Origin of the sequence: Paenibacillus campinasensis, assembly GCF_002272015.1 — a bacterium.
Lineage (GTDB): Bacteria > Bacillota > Bacilli > Paenibacillales > Paenibacillaceae > Paenibacillus_AQ > Paenibacillus_AQ campinasensis.
The window spans coordinates 210,639-230,921 of sequence record NZ_NPBY01000030.1; the positions used below are offsets into that span (position 1 = coordinate 210,639).

Sequence of the window (20,283 nt, forward strand, 5' to 3'; positions counted from 1 at the left end):
GTTTTCATGTCAATATACATTACATAATTTTCGAGATAAAAAAATTTTTTCTATCCTTGCGTAATCTTTTATTACCTATCACCCGGGATTGGAAATTCGCTACAGCCGCAGCGTTTTTCCTAATCGACCGAACTGCAAACTGCGATGGAACCATCGTTTTTCTTGATGCTGCAGGGAAATTACCCTCTTTATGAAAAAATGAAAATAAGTTATCATCTGGAGTACACTGGGATTGAAACTTAAACGTCCCGTGAAACAAGCCTTGATTTATATGTTATATTAATTGACATGTACGATTGCAACTGATGATAATCAGCTTCTCAATGAGGGGGGATTTCTTTCGATGCGCTGCTTACTCCTTATTCATGAACAGGGCTCCGCTGCCGCCGGGCAGGAACAGACCTCGATCGAATCCACTGCGGTGGCCGAGGAGAGCCTGAACGAGTGTGGATACCAAGTATATACCGCCTGTTCCGCAGCGGATGTCCCCCGCTGTATTCACGACATCGATGCCGCGGTCGTCCATCTGCCTATGGCTAGGCTTAACACCTGGCACAGGACATTGAATGAGTGGAAGTCCATGCCGCTGCTGTGGTGGTGCAGCCCGTACGCCGCAACGGCATCAGCAGCCGCATGCGAGGACGATGTTCCAATCGATGGCATTATGACGCCTACCATGAGCCCCGCCGAGCTTCACTGGGCGCTGCATATTGGAGCGAAGCAGTTCTTCGACCGGCAGCAGTGGGATGCGGAAAGACGGCAGCTGCGAGCCCAGCTTGAAGAGCGAAAATGGATTGACATGGCCAAAGGCATTCTATGCGACATTAACCGGATATCCGAGGCGGAGGCCTATGATCTGCTGCGGCGTAGAGCCATGAATGAGCGCAAGCGGATTGTCGATGTGGCGACTTCCATTGTTAAGGCTCATCAGCACCTGATGGCGTGACGTCCTATGTGACAAGACTCCCTGCCCAGCGAGGCCAACAGGCCAAGAGATCCACCGATCGGCCGCTTCCTCGTCGTAGCGGGAGAGAACGTGATTGACGAAACGGAGGTCCTGATGATGACGATGATCGATATATTGAAAGAGGTCGGCAGAGGCAAGCGGGGCGCCCGTGATCTGAATTACAGCGAAGCTCTTGCCGCAGCCGAGTCGATAATAGATGGAACAGCAACTCCCGCCCAGATCGGAGCGTTCTTCGTTGCGGAACGCATGAAGATGGAGAGTGCCGAGGAATTGGAGGCGTTCGTGCACGTGCTGCGGGAGCGGACATACCGCTCATCGGCTCATGCGGGCCTGGACTGCGCGGGTCCGTATGACGGGCGAAAATCATCTTTTTACGCCACCTTCCCCACCGCGTTTCTGCTTGCCGCGGCCGGTGTACCTGTAACGCTGCACGGGATGGCCTCTCTGCCTCCTAAATGGGGCGTAACCCTGATGGATCTGCTACGACAGAAGGGCATCGACTCGGCAAGCGTCCTGCCCGACCATGCCCTGATGGCAGCCAAACAGAGCGGCGTGCTGCTGGTCGATGCCGAGCAGTGGTGTCCGCCGCTGCAAGCGCTCCGGCCTCTCCGGGAGGAGCTTGGCATGCGAACGATTCTGAATACCGCAGAGAAGCTGCTGGATTACAGTCACGCTGATTATATCGTGTATGGCGTATTTCACAGCACCGTGTTCGACCGGATGGGCCAGCTGATGGAGACGCTCAAATACCGTAAAGCGCTCATCGTGCAGGGTACAGAGGGATCAGAGGATCTGTTCATCCACCGGCCGACCCGCGTCCATCTGATCCAGGACGGGGAATCGCACATGCATATGATTGATCCGGAGACCTTCGGCCTGGAGGCCACTCCCCCCGACAAGGACTGGACCGCAGCCGAGCAGCTGAAGACCGCCGAGGAAGTGCTGCAAGGCCAGGCGCACATCGCCTTCACCAATCAGGTGCTGCTGAATGCGGCGGTTCGGCTCCACCTGTGCGGCAGCGCCGATTCAATCGAGGAAGGGATCTATACATGCAAGTCCCTGCTCGAGCGCGGCGCCGCCTGGAACAGATATGAATGCTGGCACCAGGCCTTGCGCGCCAGCGCGAGCTCAAGCTCTAGTTCCGGCTCCAGTCAGTCGCCGGGCTCTATCCCCTCTGCACGCTGATCGTAAGAGCATAACAACAAGGACCTTGTCCGCTCACGGGAATCCATCTCCCATAAGCGGCAAGGTCCTTTTTCTTTTCCCCGCTTGGTTACAACGGCCCGGGGCACCGGATCACCTCGCTTGACCGCGAGCAGACGCAGTGCGATCCTCACAGCCGCCGCGCGCCGGATGATTAACGGGATAGCTCCACCGTCCAGCCGAACGGATCTTCCATCGTTCCGCGCTGAATGCCCGTAATCGTATCATACACCCGCTTGGACAGCTCGCCGGTTGTTCCCCCGTGAATGACCATCTTATTCCCCTGCCATTCCAAAGCGCCAATCGGTGAGATTACAGCTGCCGTGCCGGTGCCAAACGCTTCAATCAGCTGGCCGCTGCGATGGGCTTCCGCAATTTCGTCGATGGACAGCGCCCGCTCCTCGACCGGAATGTTCCAGTGGCGCAGCAGCTCCAGCACCGAATTCCGCGTCACCCCGTTCAGGATACTTCCGTTCAGCGCCGGGGTCACAACGGTATCCCCCAGCTTGAAGAAGACGTTCATGCTCCCGACCTCTTCGATATATTTGCGATGAACCCCGTCCAGCCACAGCACCTGCGAATACCCTTTCTCATGGGCTTCCTCCTGTGCCTTCAAGCCGGCCGCGTAGTTTCCTGCCGTCTTGGCATGCCCCACGCCGCCGGTTACGGCCCGGACATAATTCGGCTCCACATAGATGCTGACCGGGTTAATGCCCTCTTGATAATAGGAGCCAACGACGGACAGAATGATCATGAACTTATACTGACGCGATGGGGCAACCCCCAGCAGCGGTTCGGTTGCAAACACGAACGGACGAATATACAGCGACGTTCCCGGCTCGGAAGGAATCCAGTCGCGGTCAATCAGCACGAGCTCCGAAATCGCCTGCATAACCAGCTCTTCATCCAGCGCCGGGATGCTTAGACGATGATTGGACAGGTTCAAACGCTCGATATTTTTGTTGGGACGAAACAGAAGCGTTCGCTGATCCTCCGTCAGGTAGGCCTTCAGCCCTTCAAATACGGTCTGGCCATAATGGAAAACCTTGGCCGCCGGATCCAGCTCAATCGGCTGATACGGCACGATGCGCGGGTCATGCCAGCCCTTGCCCTCATCATAATCAAGCATGAACATATGATCGGTAAATACCGTCCCGAACTCCAGGCGCTCGCCCGAAGGCTTCGGCTTCTTGTTGGTTGTCGGCTCGATTGCAATTGTATGAACCATTGTTATCCATCTCCTCTTAGAACAGTGCTATCGGCTTATATGCCTTCATGTTCTAGTTATTTATTGAATCATGCCAAACGATACTCGTTCCTAATAAGTATCTGGCCTATAACCCTCCAGCTGCACCAAAAAACTCCGCCCCACAAGGGACGGAGTTCAATCCGCGGTACCACCCAACTTCGCACCGTTCCCGGCGCGCGCCTCAACACCGCATGAAGCCTGCATCATTCGCAAGACTCCTAAGCGGATGCTTCCCGATACATAACGGCGGGATTCCGGATGCGCCTACACAGCTTATGTAACCTTCAGCGCACCTGCTCCGAGGCGACGGCCATCTCTATCGCCGCTGACTGCTTCGCACCTGCCAGCAGTTCTCTGAACCAGCTCCAACGATATCGGCTTCCTCATCAGTGCATTTCAAATTTTTATTAGTCTATCCCAACTATCGGCTTCCGTCAAGAGGCGCCAGACCGTCTTATACGCAGTCCCCGCCTGATTCCGTGTCACCGGGGCGTTTATCTGTTGCTGCTGAACCGGAAGACCAGCATGTCTCCTTTTTTCGGGTGAACGCCTTTGCCCTCGGTGTATTTCCCGCCGGTATACGTATCCAGCGTTCTCCGCCAGAAAATCTGGCTTGTCATATTCCGCTCGCTCGAATTCGTCTGAAGCTCCCAGCCGCCTTGAAGCTGGTTGAATAATTGCACCGCTGCCTTCTGAGCGACACCCTGCCGCCGATAAGCGCGCAGCACAAAGTAATCGTTCAGATGATACTTTGTGTTCGGGGAGGATGCCTCCGACTCATCAGTCACAAGCGCAAATCCTGCTGCGCTGCCGTCCACTGTGATCAGGTATGGAAAGAGATCGGATGGCTGCTCCCACCAGTTCTCATGCCGTTCGCTCAACTCACTCAGCGTTCTTACGCCGGCATCTTCATCAAAGATACCGTACGGATTAGGTCGGGTTCCCCATATCTCAGACATGTCATGCAAGTACAGCGGATACAAGTTATGAATGATAAATGACTGTTCCTTCGGGCATAAACGCACTTCAATATTCACGGATTATCCCCTCCCTAATTGGAATATGAATGCGCACACATTGATCCGGGCGCACAGCTAAGTATGTCTAGGATAACATAATTCCGGCCTCAAGAGGTTTACAGTGATGTAAATTTGTTGACGCTTGCTGTAAAATATTTACGACAATTTGGATATTCGGCAGATAGGTCTGCACATCCGCCAGCGCTCTCTCCAGCCGATCGTCTCATAAATAAACGTGCCCGCAGATCGAACTTGAAATCCGCCGCTGATGTTCTTACTATACTTTACATATCCGGCCTTGACTATGACAGTTGCAACATTCCTCCAGCCGAACGTTCGGTATAATTGCCCGATATTCATTATATGCCATGACGGCTTATCCTAAGTAATGACGCTAAGGCGGCGGAGAATGCGATATAATAGACGTTCAAAGCTGTTTCCATATCACTTATTAAAGGGGCTGATCATGGGATGATTTATCGTTCGAAAGTAGACCGGTTTTATAAAAGATTTCTTATGATCATCATACTGATCCTGGCGCTCGCAACCTTCTGGCCGCTATTTCTTGAGGGGGGCAATATACTGGAGGTCATTGTCGTTCTGAGCTGCATATTCGGGGCGATAACAGCCTTTCTGTTGTGGTGCACCTTGTCCATTAAATATGTATTTCGTCAAGAGGATTTACTTGTGAGCGGAGGTCCGTTTCGAAGCCGAATTCCTTATCAGAGCATCACTAAGACTGCGCCGACAACAGCCATCTATACCGGTTATCGGGTGATGTCCGCGCGCGAGGGGCTTGAGATCTTCTATACGACAGCGGCGTTTGGGAGTGTGAAGATTTCGCCGGAGGAGCCGGAGAGGTTTATCGATGAATTGAAGAAAAGATGTCCGCATATGCAGGTCGAGGCGTAGGCCATCCCTACGCCCTGATCTGTTCAGGTCCCCGGGTCCAGCGTCCCTTGCAGAAAGACATGCATCGCTTGGCGATACAGCTCGAGTGTATCTTTCACCTGGGTGCGCCGGGACATCTCGCCAAGGCCCATCATCAGGGCACCAAGAATGACGGCGAGCATCCGCTCATCATGCTGCTGGATCTGCCCGTCTGCCATGGCCGCCTGCAAAATTTCCTGATAGAAGGTAATCTGCGCCGTATAGAACTCCGTCACCTTGTCTTGTACTTCACTGTTGTCCCACTCGCTACTGAGAAACTCGTCCATTGCTTTGGTCAGCGGATGGTTCAGGTCATTCTTCACAATATGTTCAGCCAGACCCTGGAGCTTCTCGGTAATGGTGAACCAGGTGGATTCCCTCTCTCTCCATTGCTCCAGCCAATCCCGGTCCCATTCATCCAGCAGATATTGAAATAGTCCTTCCTTGCTGCCGAAGTGATAGTAGATGTTGCCTTTGCTCTTGCCCGTGGCCGCTGCGATGTCCTCGATGGAGGTTCCCTTGTAGCCCTTCTGGGCAAATAAATGTTTGGCTGCTTCAGCTACCTGTTTCTTCGTTTGTTCCCCTTGCTCCTTTTTTCGATTCACGAATTTGCTCCCTTCATTATCTCTCCTTCGTGCTTTTCGCTGGATTAACCGCCCGGGGCGCATGCGCGCCCCGACATCAACAAGCCCGCTTATCTTGCCGTATCGGCTGGCCGCTCCACCGGTTTGTGAATCCAGCGCAGGCTGAACATCCAGCCCACCAGGGCGATGAGACTGCCGAGCAGGAACGGAGAGTTGATCTCGATATCGAACAGGGCTCCTGCCAGAATCGGGCCGCCGATATTCCCCAGACTGGTATAGGACGCATTCAGCCCGGCGACAAGCCCTTGCTCATTCCCCGCTATCCTGGAAAAATACGTGCTGATGGCCGGACGTACGAAGTCGACCGCCAGGAAAACGATCGTCACGGATACGAGCATCATCCAATATTGCGCGGAGAAAATCGTGGTTACCATGAATATGGCCATCAATAACAGGCAATATACCGTCAGCCTCTTCTCCCCGATCCAATGGATCAATCGCCCAAACAGGGTGAGCTGCATCACCGCGCCAACGATAGCGCCAACCGCGATCAGCCACGCAATTTGGCCAGGGGTATACCCGTATTTATGATCTACGAAAAGTCCCAGCACCGTCTCAAACTGTGATAGTCCGAGCGAAATGATCAGGATGATCAACAGCCCGGTAAAATAAGGCGTACGATAAGACCCCATCAGCTGCACGAGCTGGGACTCCTTCTGTTCCTCCCGGTTCTGTGCGGCAAGTCGCGTGCTCTTGTCCAGCGATTCCGGCAGAATCAGCATAGACACGAGACCGGACAAGGCTGCAGCTCCCGCCGCTGCAAAGAAAGGCACCCGCAGACCATACTCGGCAAGAAAGCCGCCGATGGCCGGCCCGATGATAAAACCGGTCGAGATCGCCGCATTGATCCAGCCCATGCCCATGCCGCGATCCTCCTCTGTCGTAATATCGACTACATAAGCCATGACAGCAGGCATGATAAAGGCGACGGATACGCCGCCGAGCATTCTTGCGATAAAGAGCAGCAGCGCATTCGTTGCCAGACCGAAGAGCAGTTCGGATAACGCAAATATGAACAGGCCGGCAACGATGATCCATTTACGCCCATAACGATCTGACCAGCTTCCCGCATACGGGGCCACCAGAAATTGAGTTAACGAAAATACAGCCACGAGAAAACCGACCATCGTTCCGGAAATACCCAGCACATTCATATAGGTTGGCATGATCGGAATGACCAGACCGACACCTACAAATCCTATAAATATATTAAACATGAGCAATAAAATCGCTCCGTTGTTTCTGGTTGCCAATGCTTTCATCTCTCGTTCCCCCAGGTTCATCTCTTGTGTATTCATTCATTTATACCGAACGTTCAGTATATATTATCGCCGGGCTTGCTCGATTGTCAATGTGATTTTTCGAGCGCCTTGCTTCGAAGAACGGGGGGATGAATATGGAACTGGATGAGGTATGCCTTTTTCGCAGTTTTTTTGTTATAATGGCTCGAACGAACATGACATCATCTCACAGATTTGTAAATAGAGAGAACGGAGGGGAGACGATGAGAAAAGAGCGCATTGAGGAAGTGACCTTGCTGCGGGCAATGGCTTTCATGGCGATCACAATGCAGCATTGCATTGCGGAATATATATATAGACCGGACATCGCGCAGCCGGATGCGGTCATGCTGGGCATGCTGTTTCACTTCACCCGGTTTGGCACACCGACCTTCGTGTTTCTGTCCGGGCTGATCCTGTTCTATAACTACGCGGAGAAGCTGAATTATCTAACGTACGTGCGGAAGCGGGCAACCGATATTCTGGTGCCGTTCCTGACGTGGACCGTCATTTATTGGGTGTCCGTCAGCATCATATCCGGCCATTCGTTCACCGCAGCCGGCACGTGGACCACGCTTGTCCGTCAGCTGGTAGAGCCAAGCTATGGCTATCATCTGTGGTTCATCCTGATGATCTTCCAGTTTTACCTGCTGCTGCCACTGCTGCTGAGACTGGCCAAGCCTGTGCACAGCTTCATTCAGCGGAAGCCTGAGCAGGCATTCCGGCGCACCCTTATGCTGGTAGCAGGTGCGGCTATCGTATACGGGGCACTGACCTGGTTTTCCTATTACCGGGCCGGCGCCAGCGCTGCCGCCATCGGGGGTTTCTGGGAATGGCTAATGGTCCATCGGTCCAAATGGTTTGTGTTCTATTTCTTCTATTTTCTGCTCGGAGCGGTGTGCGCGTACGGACTGGACCGGTTTCGCCGGGTTGCCGTCAGCAGTCTGCTGGCAAGCGGACTGGCGTTCATTCTCCTGTACATCTGGGCGGGATATGAGCTGCTGGGGATATCGACAACGAGCATGATGCTGGGGGCCTCCACTTACCTGCGGCCGACCATCTTCCTGCTCATTGTCGCCCAGTTGATGGCTGTCTATGGCCTGGCCGTCATCATCGACCGGCATGGCGGGATGATGAAGCGGTTCATGCTGTTCGTCGGCCGCCATTCATTCGGCGGATTCCTCGCCCATGCGTTTGTGCTGATGCTGGTCTCCGGGGTCACCCGGCCGATGCAGCTGGAGGGCTCGCATCTGATCGCGACCCTCATCACCTTCCTGATCGTTGCCGCAGGCTCGATTGGCATCGCCAAATTGGCCAGCCTGCTGCCGTTCGGTTCACTGCTGATCGGCGCGCAGGGAAGGAAGAAGAAGAGCCCCGGCAGCAATGGCAAGCCGCCTTATCGCCAGGAGCAGACCGGAGCCCCATTATAGTAAGGATTCGCCCGAAACATTAAACAATGTCGCGGTCAGCATTGCGCTGACCGCGACATTGTTGTATATATCCCAAATCCGCTGTTGGCTAACCTGATCGGGATGGTGCACAGCTTCTTCCCCGTATCCTTATATCATGCCGGCGCATGCGGATGCACATGCATCGTTACTTATGCAAGGCTTGCTTCAATGCTGTCTTGTATTCATTCACAGCACGCTGACTGATCTCGGCGCCGGGAACATACTCCTCGAAGCCATGAAAACACCCCGGGTAGAGATGGAATTCCGTAGGCACTCCTGCCTCGGCCAACCTGGTCACATACTCGATCGTTTCGTCGCGAAACGGGTCCAGATCGCCAACGCAGATATACGTTGGAGGAAGACCGGACAAGTCGGTTGCGCGAGCCGGGGCCGCATAGGGAGAGATCGCTCCGTCTTCGCGTTCCCCTAAATACAACGACCAGGCCAGTTCTGTCTTGGCCTTGCTCCATACCCGGTCGTCCGTGATCGTCTGGCTGGACGGGGTAACCATCCGATCATCGATCATCGGATATAGAGGCATCTGGAACATGATCGCAGGCCCCTGCCGATCTCTGGCCAGGAGGGAGAGCGCAGCGGTCAATCCGCCGCCGGCGCTCGGGCCCATCACAGCAATTCGGGAGTTGTCACCTCCCAGTTGTTCGGCATGGTCCGCGAACCACTTCAGCGCGGCATAGCAATCCTCCAGCGGTGCCGGATACGGATGCTCAGGCGCTAGCCGATAATCTACTGACACGATGATGCATTCGAGCTCGGATACCATCTGCTTCATAGCGGGATCCATCATATCAGCGGATCCGAGGATATATCCGCCGCCATGAATATAGAGAAGGCCCGGAAGCGCGCCCTTCTTCTCTCGCGGCTCGTAAATTTTGATCCGGACGTCCGGACCGTCCGCCACGCATGGAATATACCGTTCCGAGGTCAGAACCCCCTCATGCACAGGCAGCGTCGCCGCCATGGCCGCAGCAAATTGCTGCATCTCCATTCTTTTCTCCTCCAGGTTCTCCCTCGTGTAGATAACTTCCGGCAAACCAGCAAACATCGACTTCAGTTCAGGATGCAGTCTATCTTCCATGTTCCAAGCCACCTTTGTCACAGAGAGTTGCACATCATTGTTCAACATCAGGCCGGCTGTTGCGCCAAGCCGTTTGTCCCAGCAAATCACGCATCGTCGCCATATACTCTTCTTCCGAGCGGGTCCACCTCAGTCTCGCCGTTTCCTCCGCATCCGGCCCTGCAAGGTAGCGCAGCCGAATGGACGGATCACAGGCAGCGGCATACACCTGATCCGCAACCTGGTTCTCGTCCGCATTATCAAACGGATAGTTCATCATCGTATTCATCATATAATCATAATAAGGCTTATACGCGGGCGGGACCGACACACCTTCGGTCGCAGCCATCGTATTCGCAGCAAAGTTTGTCGTGCGCATCGCGCCCGGCTCCACAAGCTTAATCTTGATATTTTGCGATTCCAGTTCGTAGGACAGAGATTCAGTCAGCCCTTCAACCGCATGCTTGGTAGACACATAAATCGACAACAGCGGATTGGATGTGAAGCCGACATTCGAGGTGACGTTAACGATCGTTCCACCCCCTTGTTCACGAAAATAGGGCGTAATCGCCTGGATGACATTCATGACGCCGAAGACATTCGTATCGTAAACGCTGCGCACCACCTCCATCGGTGTTGCTTCGAATATCGACAGGACACTGACACCGGCGTTATTCACGACCGCATCAATCCGGCCGAACCTCTCCACACCTGCCTGGATCGCAGCTTTAATCGTCGCCGGCTTCGTCACATCCAGCTCGTAGACGGCAATCCGCTCCGGGTAGATCTCCGCCAGCCTTTGATCCGGCTTGCGCATGGTCGCAATGACATTCCATCCTTCTCGGGCAAATTTCTGTGCTGCCGTATAACCAAGCCCGGTGGAGCTGCCTGTAATCAATACTGTTTTGGTCACGGGTAAACCCTCCTCTTCCTCAGTTCAGATTTCTCTCTAAGCTTACCGGGTTACAGTTGCTCGAAGTCAAATGCATACCCTGATGCCTGTAACGGCGGGAGGAGATTGGACGGAAAGCAAGCGCGGACTGTACAATAAGATTAGAGTACCTCTAAGCACACAAAGGCGGTGACGATAGCTTATGGCTTTTACGATGAAGGAAGTTGTGGAAAGAACCGGCATTTCCCCGTATACACTCCGTTTCTATGAGAAAGAAGGCGTACTGCCCGCTGTTGACCGGGACGCTAACGGCGTTCGCAAATTCAGCGACCACTACGTCGATTGTGTTGAGATGGTTCAAGCCCTTCGTTCGACAGGACTGCCTCTGGCCGAGATCAAAGAGTATGCCGAGCTGTACAAAAGCGGAAATCGGACACTGCCTCTAAGAAAAATGATGCTCCTCAGCCAGAAGAACAAAGTGGAGGATCAAATCAGCAGGCTCATGAAAGCGCTGGAGAAGCTGAATTACAAATTAGCGTTAATTGATGCCCAAGAGAATAGATTCGAGAGACTGCCTTGAGGATGGGATGCGGTTCATTCACACTGGCTGTATAATCCCATACGTTGCTCTATACTAAACAACGCCCCGATCACTCCTGCTCAGGCAGAAAGGATTGGGGCGTTGTTCGTCACTGGACGACGGTGTACAATTTATCGGACGATATCCCTCTAATGCGTCGATCGGGCTCGGGAGCTATTCCCTCTCTCGCTGATTCAGACGATCCAGCTTCCTTGAAATTTCTTGTTGAACCTTCAGTATATTATGCAGAGCAATCAGAATGACGCCCAGCATAACAAACGTGACAATCTCCCCCGTGAACACCGCGATGCCGCCTAGGATAACGACATACAGTATATATACAATGTCCTTCATATTCCCTCCAATTGCGATATCGGCTTGAAATTCAAGCCACCCTCACTACGATTTGAATCCGTCGATCACACCGGCAATAAAACCCAAGACCGGAACAAGCACATTTAAACTAACGATGAAAATGCCCGTGTACTTCTCCAGCCTCTTGTTTCCTCGGTTTCCATACATGATTAGCCCTACTCCTAACAGCATCGACAGGATATAGACTAAAAAATAATGCACGTCGTCGTCCCCTCACTTATTGCTGAATACACTCGGCCATCGTTCGCCTTCAGTAGCATCTCTATGTAATGATTCAGTTATATTTTACCTCAAAACCCACTTCATAGGTTGTTCAATTGTTATTCTCAACAAAAAAATCCGCTATTTCTAGCGGATTTTCTCGTAATTCCGATGATTTCCCCGATCACTGCGCCTTCTTGATCTGCTTGCTGCGCAGCTGCCCGCAGGCGGCATCAATATCGGTACCGTGCTCCAGACGCACGCTGCAGCTGATCCCCTGCTTCTTGAGCGTATCGTAGAAAGCGGTGATGGTCTCCTTGGAGCTGCGCTGATACTGGCTGTGCTCATCGACCGGATTGTACGGGATGAGGTTGACGTTAGCCAGATGCCGCCGCTCACCTACAAGCTCGGCCAGTTCTAGCGCATGCTCCGGCTGATCGTTGACATCCTTGAGCAGGATGTACTCCAGCGTGATGCGCCGATTCGTTTTATCCAGATAGTAATCAATGGCGGTCATCAGCTTCTCGATCGGAATGGCTTTATTAATCTTCATAATGCGAGTACGCAGTTCATTGTTCGGAGCGTGCAGCGAAATCGCCAGATTCACGTTCAGATCGCTGTCGGCAAACTCCACGATTTTATCCGCCAGGCCGCTGGTCGAGACTGTGATGTGGCGCGGGCCGATCGCCAGCCCCTTATGATCTTTAATGACGCGAATGAAATTCGCCATGTGCACATAATTGTCAAACGGCTCGCCGATGCCCATCACAACGATGTGGCTGACCTTCTCGCCCTTGCCGACTTGATCCAGATGATGCTGAACCTGCATCACCTGCTCCACAATCTCACCCGAGGTCAGGTCCCTGCTCTTCTTCAACAGGCCGCTGGCGCAGAAGCTGCACCCGATGTTGCAGCCTACCTGGGTCGTCACACAGACGGACAAGCCGAATTTATGCCGCATCAGCACGGTCTCAATCAGATTTCCGTCCACCAATTGGAACAGAAACTTGACGGTTCCGTCGAGCGCCTCCTGCTTCGTATGCTCCTTCAAGGTCATAATCTCATAATGATCCTCAAGCAGCTTCACGCAGTCCTCCCGCACCTCGGTCATATCGGAAAAAGCCGACACCCGTTTGCGATAGAGCTGCTCCCATACCTGCCCTGCCCGGAACTTCCGATGTCCCCGTTCACCGAGCCAGTCCGTTAACTGTTCAAAAGTTAATCCATAAATGGATGGTTTGTTCATTGATCTTCCTCTTTCTATTCATGAAGCACGATGCATGATGGCGCGTGCCTTGGTTTTTAACATCCGCTCTTTATTGTCCCAAAATTTCCGCATAAACACAAGGGGAGTTCCTGGCATGCGCCAATGCCGCTAGGATGTCTGCTCTCTGGCGAGTAACGGCCGCGGCACGGTGGATGCTCGAAGAACATCCCTGCCGTATCGGACGCAGATGCACGGACGCAGCGACCCGTTCCGCAGTCCTTACATCGGTATGCAACCGCGGGCAACACGCCCCCGACCGGCCTTATGCATATCGATATGTTTCATAAATTATGCGTGGAAAAGAAAATAAAGGAATAAACACTCCAACCTGTGGTAAAAATACACCTGATATCTACCATGCCAGAATCGGGGTGATCAGGTTGCTGTCTACCGTAATGTTCTATATTCCGAAATGGAGTGTTTTTGTACAATCTACCCTCGTTATCCTCATCCCCATCTTGTTTGTATGGGTCTCGAGAAGATTGCGAGACTCCATTCGGTCCGTGTTCTCCCTTCATTTAGACAAGAGCAAGAATGTTAAGCGGGAATCAAGTCTATCCGAAATTTCGGGAACAGGGCAATACGACCAAGATCTGCAAATGCTTCAAGAAAGCATGGCGCATAATGCAGATGTCCATTTTCGCGAATTCACCATCAGAGGAACCTCCTGCCGGGCCGTCGTTGTCTATGTGGAAGGATTAGCGAACAGCAACCTGATTGACAGCCATCTGATCGCTCCATTAATGAGAGAAGGAGTCCCCGAGGCAGACCGGGAGGATTTCGAGCAGTCCAGCGAGTCAATCCAAGCTTATTTAGAAAGCCACCTCCTCACCGTCAGTCATCTTCGATGGGGTGAGAAGCTACAACCGTTCGTGCAGGGAGTACTGAACGGAAGCTCAGGCTTGCTGATTGAGGGTATGAAGGGATTCTTCCTCGTCGGAATGGCCAAAGGAAAAAGTCGAAACGTGGAGGACCCTATTTCAGAAGCGCTCCTTCGCGGCCCACGCATCGGATTCACGGAAAGAATTGGCGAGAACATGGGGCTGCTCCGTATGCATGGCAAGGATGAAGGAATGGTAATGAAGAAGTACGAGGTGGGCACCCGCGTTAAGAAGGAGCTTGTTCTCATCTATATGAAGGATATTGCCAACCAGGAGCTGATCAACGAGATTGATTCGCGGATACGCAGAATGGCCATCGATGACCCTATGGATTCAGGGTATATCGAACAGCTGATAGAGGACAGCACGCTAAGCCCGTTTCAGCAACTGCAAAATACGGAGAGACCGGACAGAGTTATCGGGGCTATTCTCGAAGGCAGAGCCGCTATTTTGCTGGACGGGACGCCGTTTGCCTTAATCATGCCCGTTACGTTCAGCATGCTATTGCAATCCCCGGAGGATTATTATGAACGATGGATCTCAGGCTCCTTCGTTCGACTCTTGAGGTTTTCTGCCGCATTCCTGGCCTTATGGGCCCCGTCGCTGTACATTTCGTTCATATCGTATCACTCCGGTATGATACCAACCAGCCTTGCGCTGTCCATCGTCGAGTCTAGACAAGGGCTGCCTTTCCCGTCCATTATCGAGGCCTTCATTATGGAGCTGTCGATAGAGATTCTTCGTGAGGCCGGGATCCGCCTGCCTAAGCCGATCGGCCCCGCCATGGGTATCGTCGGGGGTCTTATCATTGGCGATGCGGCTGTCAATGCCGGGATCGTAAGTCCGTTTCTGATCATTGTCGTAGCGGTAACGGCGATATCCTCTTTCACCATCCCTGTATACAGTGCGGGTATCACGCTTCGCATTCTCCGTTTTACCGCTATGATCTTTGCAGGCATATTCGGGTTGTATGGTGTGATCATGTTTTTCCTCCTGATCTGCTCTCACTTGGTGAAACTGAGGAGCTTTGGCATCCCATATCTAAGTCCATTGGTGCCGTATCGTTTTCGGGACTGGAAGGATTATGTTATCCGCTCCCCTTTGAAAATCTTAAAACAGCGCCCAGCCATGCTTAATCCCCGTGATAAGGATCGCAGGACGAACTGAGTAGAAAGAGGTTTGCTTCTATGGTCAGCACAACGAACAAACATACAGATCAAATCACCACTGCACAGGCAGCTGTTCTAGTGATTAACTATACCCTCGGCGCTAGTATTATGACGATTTCGAGGAACCTGCTTGAAGCCGCCCGGACTCCGGATATATGGATATCCGTCATCCTTAGCGGCCTCATCTGCTTCTTGGCGGGCTTGTTCATCCTCTGGTTATGCCAGCGATTCAGGGGAAAGACGCTCTATGAGTTCATGCCGGAAATTACAGGGAAATCGGTAGCCTATGTGATTATCATTATTATGATCGTCTATTTCATCACCATGTCTGCCTATGAGCTCAGAATGATGACCGAAGTCACCAGCGATTTTCTGCTTGAAGACACGCCAAGATGGTCCATTATTATGGCTTTTATGTGGATTGCCCTCTACCTGAACGTTGGCGGCATCAACAGCATGGCCAGGCTTAATGAAATCGTGTTGCCGATTACCCTTATTTTTTTCATGGTGTGCATTCTGTCCAGCCTAAACCTATTCGATATCAAGCAGTTGCGGCCCGTGCTGGGGGCAGGCATCACACCTGTTCTTCACGGGATCATGCCTGCTCTTTCGGCCCTTACCGGCTACGAGATTCTATTCATTCTCATAGCTTTTATGAAAACACCGAAACAAGGAATACGCGCCCTGCACGCCGGTGTATGGATACCCACAATGATCATTTTGATTACAGTGATTCTATCCATAGGCGTCCTAGGCCTATATGCAACCGCAAACAAAACCTATCCAACCCTTACTCTTGTTCGGAGCTACGAATACCAAGGACTCATCTTTGAACGCTTCGAATCGCTGATGCTGGTTATTTGGATTATGCAGATGTTCACCTCCTTCTCAATTATGCACTACGCTGCTTCTCTTGGATGTTCGACGATGTTTAATAAAAAACCAAATTCACTCCTGTTTGTGACGCTGCCATTGATCTTTATTGTATCCATGGTCCCGAAAACTCTTATGGAGACCGTCAAGCTGGGGGAAATGCTAGGTGTAGCATCGATCATCTTGTTCGGCGGCTTTCCGCCTATACTTCTCCTTGTCAGCGTCATCCGAAAGAAAGGAATGAGGCGGAAATGAGCAGAACCATGCGAATTGGGCTGATGCTGACCTTCATTGTGCTGCAGGTGATTACAACCGGTTGCTGGGGGCACAGAGAAATAGAGGATCAGAGCGTATACATTGGGCTTGGACTCGATGTAGGTAGTCCTTCAAAATTTGAACAGGAAGCCAACGAACAGGGTGGCCACTACCCCAAAATGAACACAGTGACAGTCACGGTACAAATTGCCCCGGCCGGAAGTTCTCAGAAGCAAGGCGGTCAAGGCAGCCCCTCATCCGGTTCACAAGGGGGGTCCTATCAAAATCAACAGCTGACCGGAGATTCGATCCTACAGGTGTTCCGCCAATTCGCATTACGGAATGAACCGCCGTTGGTCGGACTTCACCTGAAGGTCGTTGTAGTGTCCAGCGAACTGGCCAAGCAGTACGGCATGGGACAGATCTTTGACTTCATATTCAGGGATAATGACATTCGAGAGAGCTGTCTGGTTATGATCAGTCACGGCAAAGCTTCTGAGGTGTTAAATTCCCAACACCCCGGAGAAATTCCGGCCTTCAGGCTAAGAGATGCCCACCGCAACCGTTACCGCAATCAGAAAATTCTACCTCCAGTCACCTTGGTCATGCTTGAAAACAACGTTAGATCCAAATCCAGCTTCATGCTCCAAAATATCGTGTCCGCTGAAGGAGAACAGTACCTATCAGGTGCAGCCATTATCAAAGGGGAGACCAACAAGTGGGTCGGTGAATTAAGCGAGGCGGAAGTCGAAGGTTTGTCCTGGATTACGGAAAAAAAACTTGGTGGTGTTGTTAAAACCTACACGATAGATGGACGTGCCATTACCTACGAAATCAAGAATGCTTCCGCCAAGGTCGTCCCCATCGTATCTGGAGACGACATCTCCTTTCAGATTAAAATTAGCTCGGAGGGCAGACTGATTGAGGATTGGAGCCAGCCCGACATCACACCTCAACAGACAACTGTTTTACAGAAGCTCGAGGAAAAATTCGAGGAACAAGCCCGCAAACAGCTCGGACAGGCTCTGTACAAGCTGCAGAATGTCTATCATACCGATGCTGCGGGCTTCGGAGAGCAGATTCGCATCTCGCACCCCAAGGTCTGGAAGAAGGTGAAGGACAACTGGGATGATATTTTCAGTCACGTCCCCATCTCTTACGACATAAAGATGACTATTATTGACTATGGCTCCTCTAAAGAATAAATACAAGGTTATATCAATAGCATAGCCACAACCGTAGTAACAGCCAAGCCAAGCATGACCGGCTTCAGATTCCGTCTGGCCAGCTCAAACGGACTGACTCCACAGATCGCCGCAGCAGGTATAAGCGCCCAGGGGATCAGCGTGCCGCCGCCAACCCAAATGGCTGCTACTTGGCCCAGCGCTGTCAATGTCGCCGCGCCTGAACCAATCGCCGTGGCAAAGAGCTGGGCGATGGAGCCCGCCAGCGATATGCCCGAGAATCCGGACCCGTCCAGTCCGGTAATGGCCCCGGTTATGGTCAGCGTCACTGCGCCAACCGCGCCATTGAGCGGAACGGTATTGGCCAGCGCCAGCCCCAGATCATTGACAATGCCGTGTGAGGCCTCAGGGAGGGCATCACCGCTGAACATTTCAGTGAAAGCAGCATCGCCAAGATAGAAGAAAGCCGCAATGGGAACGACAGGCCCGAACACTCTGAATCCGAACATAAATCCTTCAATAAGGTAGGAGGTCATCTGCTCCAGCCCCCGATTCCGATGGGCCATCAGCGTAATTACCATCAGAATCAGCACCGCTGTACCGCCCACTAAGGCCGTGGCGTCACCGCCCTGCAAATTCAGCAGAAACATCGTGGCCACATCCAGCGCAAACAACAGCAGGATGGCGATGGCAAGCCCTTTTTTCATACCTGGAGAAATCGGCTGTATCCCTTCCCCTTCGTCTTTAGGCTCCGTGAGCGGATGTTTCGTGTTGTTGGCGGCGATCAGCCCGTCTCTGAAAGTGCCCAACTGCTGTTCTCTTCGCATGATCCAGAATGCTGTGAACGTCGTTACCGCGCCCATGACGATGACCAGCGGCACGCTTGCCGCCATCACGCTCGTCACCGGAAGACCTGCAGCATCGGCCGTTAATTTAGGTGCTCCCTGGATAATGTAATCACCCGATAGCGCAATTCCATGTCCGAACAGATTCATGGCCATGGCCGCTCCAATCGCAGGCAGCCCGACCCGAATCGCTACCGGCAGCAGCACAGCGCCGATGAGCGCTACAGCCGGGGATGGCCAGAAGAAGAACGATGTCACCATCATAATTAGCCCGATTCCCCAATAGGCCATCGCAGGTGTTCTCAGAAACCGGGTTAACGGGGCGACCATCGTCTCATTAATACCGGTGCGAATCAGCACCCTGCTCATCGCCACAATGATGGATATGATCATGATGGTGCCCATCAATTCTTTCGTTGCGTAGATGAAAGACTCGAAGACGCCGGACACGGAGCCGCTAAGCGACCCGACCGCCAGCAGCCCGAGCGCAAAAATACCTGTGATGCACACCATCGTCGTATCGCGACGCCTGATCAGCAGTGTGATGATCAGCACGATAAAAGCCAAGTATACCCAGTGTATTGCCGTCAAGTGAATCCCCATACGATGTTCACGCCCTTTCCAGGCAGCAAGTTTGGTACCTACATCGTATGCGCAAGCCTGGGCGAAGGTTCATGCTCTGGAATTATTGTACGTTGACAAACGAATGCTTCCGCAGGATCAAAAACATCATGAACGTGAGCACCGCCGACATCAGAAACAGCAACGGAATCGGCAGGTACTCGGCCCATATTCCTGAAATAAACAGGCCCAGGGGCAGAGCCAGCTTCATCAGCATGGAGGAGGTTCCTGCCACCCGGCCAAGCAGATGATTAGGCGTGAACTCCTGCCGAATTGTGAAATAGACGACATTGGACATCGTAATGGCAAATGTTCGAATAAAGAGGCCAAAGCCTATGACCCACCAAGCATAGGCAAATACGAGCAGCAGAAAACCCAACACCTCTGTCAGCACACAGCCGACATACAGCCTGCCGCGACCGTACCGTTTCCGCAGCCACGGAATACACACGGAACCCACCATTCCGCCGGCAGCACCCATACCAATCATAAGGCCGACCTGCTGATCGGTGGCATGCAGTACATCCACCGCAAAAAACATCAGCACCCCCGAGGTCAGACTGGCTGAGAAGTTGTTAAAGAGAACCGCCAGCGTAGGCGTCAGCAGCACTTTATTGTCAAGGAGAGCATCTATGCCCTCCTTCATCTCCTTCCAAACCGAGAATTTGGCGCCTGTTGCCCTGCTCGCCGTCTCCGGAATCCGAGTCAGACTAACGCAAATCCACAGCAGTACAATGCAGGCAAGAAAGATGCCAAAGCTGACCTCATAGGAAAAAGCCGCGATCAGGACCCCAGCAACGCCGGGGCCAACCATCATGATCAGGGTATCTACGAAGGTGAGCTGAGCATTGGCTGCCGTCAGCTGCTTCTTATCCAACAGCAAGGGCAGCACCGAGTGATGCGAGTTGCCAAATGTATAACCCGCCGCTGACAAAACAAATCCCAGCACGTACAAATGCCACAGCTCAAGTCGATTGGCATACAGCAAGAACATGATTCCCGCTAATGTAAACAGTCTCAACAGCACGCTGATCGACATGACCCGCTTCCGGGAGAAGCGGTCCACAATGACACCCGCAACCATCCCGATCATAATGTTCGGAAAGAAATCAATCGCCCGCATCATACTCATCGTCAGAGCCGAGCGCGTCATATCATAGATCAACAGTGGCAGCGCCACCAGATAGATTTGATAACCAAAATTGGAAAGAATGGTTCCTGTCCATAAATATAAAAAGTTCCGATTAGACCACAGCGAAGCCGGCGCGGTCGACGGAGCAGCTTTGGGACCAACCCTCGGTAGCCTGGTGTTCTTATCCATG

Annotated in this window: 19 protein-coding genes; 8 read left to right on the plus strand and 11 right to left on the minus strand. The window is 52.5% G+C overall.

The annotated features are described in order from the left end of the window. The first annotated feature begins 343 nt into the window (after positions 1 to 343). Positions 344 to 946, plus strand: a complete 603-nt coding sequence (locus tag CHH67_RS10230; protein ID WP_095265066.1) for an ANTAR domain-containing response regulator — start codon at positions 344 to 346, stop codon at positions 944 to 946. 117 nt (positions 947 to 1,063) lie between these two features. Then, a complete protein-coding gene (locus CHH67_RS10235; protein WP_095265120.1) occupies positions 1,064 to 2,152 on the plus strand; it encodes an anthranilate phosphoribosyltransferase in 1,089 nt (362 codons plus the stop codon). A 172-nt stretch (positions 2,153 to 2,324) separates the two neighbouring features. Here CHH67_RS10235 and CHH67_RS10240 read toward each other — a convergent pair whose 3' ends face one another. Further along, positions 2,325 to 3,398: a branched-chain amino acid aminotransferase gene (locus tag CHH67_RS10240; protein WP_095265067.1), complete on the minus strand. Its 1,074-nt coding sequence runs from the start codon at positions 3,396 to 3,398 to the stop codon at positions 2,325 to 2,327. 515 nt (positions 3,399 to 3,913) lie between these two features. Beyond that, positions 3,914 to 4,456 (minus strand): GNAT family N-acetyltransferase, encoded by a 543-nt coding sequence (locus tag CHH67_RS10245; protein WP_095265068.1) that lies wholly within the window; start codon positions 4,454 to 4,456, stop codon positions 3,914 to 3,916. A 453-nt stretch (positions 4,457 to 4,909) separates the two neighbouring features. On the opposite strand from CHH67_RS10245, the gene CHH67_RS10250 reads away from it, so the two are divergent. Further along, entirely contained in the window at positions 4,910 to 5,350 is a 441-nt protein-coding gene (locus CHH67_RS10250; RefSeq protein WP_095265069.1) for a PH domain-containing protein, read from the plus strand. Positions 5,351 to 5,373: 23 nt separating this feature from the next. On the opposite strand, the gene CHH67_RS10255 is transcribed toward CHH67_RS10250, so the two are convergent. Beyond that, positions 5,374 to 5,973, minus strand: coding sequence for a TetR/AcrR family transcriptional regulator (locus tag CHH67_RS10255; RefSeq protein ID WP_095265070.1), 600 nt, complete (start codon positions 5,971 to 5,973; stop codon positions 5,374 to 5,376). Positions 5,974 to 6,062: 89 nt separating this feature from the next. After that, a complete protein-coding gene (locus tag CHH67_RS10260) occupies positions 6,063 to 7,274 on the minus strand; it encodes an MFS transporter (protein ID WP_095265071.1) in 1,212 nt (403 codons plus the stop codon). Between the two features lie 242 nt (positions 7,275 to 7,516). On the opposite strand from CHH67_RS10260, the gene CHH67_RS10265 reads away from it, so the two are divergent. Next, complete coding sequence (locus tag CHH67_RS10265) at positions 7,517 to 8,722, plus strand: acyltransferase (RefSeq protein ID WP_179292089.1); 1,206 nt, start codon at positions 7,517 to 7,519, stop codon at positions 8,720 to 8,722. A gap of 166 nt (positions 8,723 to 8,888) precedes the next feature. Here CHH67_RS10265 and CHH67_RS10270 read toward each other — a convergent pair whose 3' ends face one another. Together CHH67_RS10270 and CHH67_RS10275 are read right to left on the minus strand one after the other, a co-directional pair. Beyond that, positions 8,889 to 9,839 (minus strand): alpha/beta hydrolase, encoded by a 951-nt coding sequence (locus CHH67_RS10270; RefSeq protein ID WP_095265073.1) that lies wholly within the window; start codon positions 9,837 to 9,839, stop codon positions 8,889 to 8,891. 34 nt (positions 9,840 to 9,873) lie between these two features. Beyond that, positions 9,874 to 10,731: an SDR family oxidoreductase gene (locus CHH67_RS10275; RefSeq protein WP_095265074.1), complete on the minus strand. Its 858-nt coding sequence runs from the start codon at positions 10,729 to 10,731 to the stop codon at positions 9,874 to 9,876. 181 nt (positions 10,732 to 10,912) lie between these two features. On the opposite strand from CHH67_RS10275, the gene CHH67_RS10280 reads away from it, so the two are divergent. After that, positions 10,913 to 11,290: a MerR family transcriptional regulator gene (locus CHH67_RS10280; RefSeq protein ID WP_095265075.1), complete on the plus strand. Its 378-nt coding sequence runs from the start codon at positions 10,913 to 10,915 to the stop codon at positions 11,288 to 11,290. A 174-nt stretch (positions 11,291 to 11,464) separates the two neighbouring features. Here CHH67_RS10280 and CHH67_RS10285 read toward each other — a convergent pair whose 3' ends face one another. The 3 genes from CHH67_RS10285 to rlmN all read right to left on the minus strand — a co-directional run bounded on the left by CHH67_RS10285 (position 11,465) and on the right by rlmN (position 13,112). Continuing rightward, positions 11,465 to 11,644 (minus strand): hypothetical protein, encoded by a 180-nt coding sequence (locus CHH67_RS10285; RefSeq protein WP_095265076.1) that lies wholly within the window; start codon positions 11,642 to 11,644, stop codon positions 11,465 to 11,467. A 45-nt stretch (positions 11,645 to 11,689) separates the two neighbouring features. Further along, positions 11,690 to 11,812 (minus strand): hypothetical protein, encoded by a 123-nt coding sequence (locus tag CHH67_RS27030; protein ID WP_255223066.1) that lies wholly within the window; start codon positions 11,810 to 11,812, stop codon positions 11,690 to 11,692. A 238-nt stretch (positions 11,813 to 12,050) separates the two neighbouring features. After that, the gene (rlmN, locus tag CHH67_RS10290) at positions 12,051 to 13,112 is read right to left on the minus strand and encodes a dual-specificity RNA methyltransferase RlmN (protein WP_095265077.1); all 1,062 of its coding nucleotides are present in this window, start codon (positions 13,110 to 13,112) and stop codon (positions 12,051 to 12,053) included. 401 nt (positions 13,113 to 13,513) lie between these two features. On the opposite strand from rlmN, the gene CHH67_RS10295 reads away from it, so the two are divergent. Genes CHH67_RS10295 through CHH67_RS10305 form a run of 3 tightly spaced genes read left to right on the plus strand, consistent with a single transcriptional unit; the run spans position 13,514 to position 17,516 of the window. Next, on the plus strand, positions 13,514 to 15,181 hold the full coding sequence (locus tag CHH67_RS10295; RefSeq protein ID WP_425320438.1) for a spore germination protein: 1,668 nt from the start codon (positions 13,514 to 13,516) through the stop codon (positions 15,179 to 15,181). Between the two features lie 20 nt (positions 15,182 to 15,201). Further along, positions 15,202 to 16,311, plus strand: a complete 1,110-nt coding sequence (locus CHH67_RS10300; RefSeq protein WP_095265079.1) for a GerAB/ArcD/ProY family transporter — start codon at positions 15,202 to 15,204, stop codon at positions 16,309 to 16,311. Further along, positions 16,308 to 17,516, plus strand: a complete 1,209-nt coding sequence (locus CHH67_RS10305; protein ID WP_095265080.1) for a Ger(x)C family spore germination protein — start codon at positions 16,308 to 16,310, stop codon at positions 17,514 to 17,516. The genes CHH67_RS10300 and CHH67_RS10305 overlap by 4 nt, the downstream gene beginning before the upstream one ends. Positions 17,517 to 17,524: 8 nt before the next feature. On the opposite strand, the gene CHH67_RS10310 is transcribed toward CHH67_RS10305, so the two are convergent. After that, entirely contained in the window at positions 17,525 to 18,943 is a 1,419-nt protein-coding gene (locus CHH67_RS10310) for a hypothetical protein (RefSeq protein ID WP_095265081.1), read from the minus strand. An 82-nt stretch (positions 18,944 to 19,025) separates the two neighbouring features. Beyond that, positions 19,026 to 20,282, minus strand: coding sequence for an MFS transporter (locus CHH67_RS10315; RefSeq protein ID WP_095265082.1), 1,257 nt, complete (start codon positions 20,280 to 20,282; stop codon positions 19,026 to 19,028). Position 20,283 lies beyond the last annotated feature (1 nt).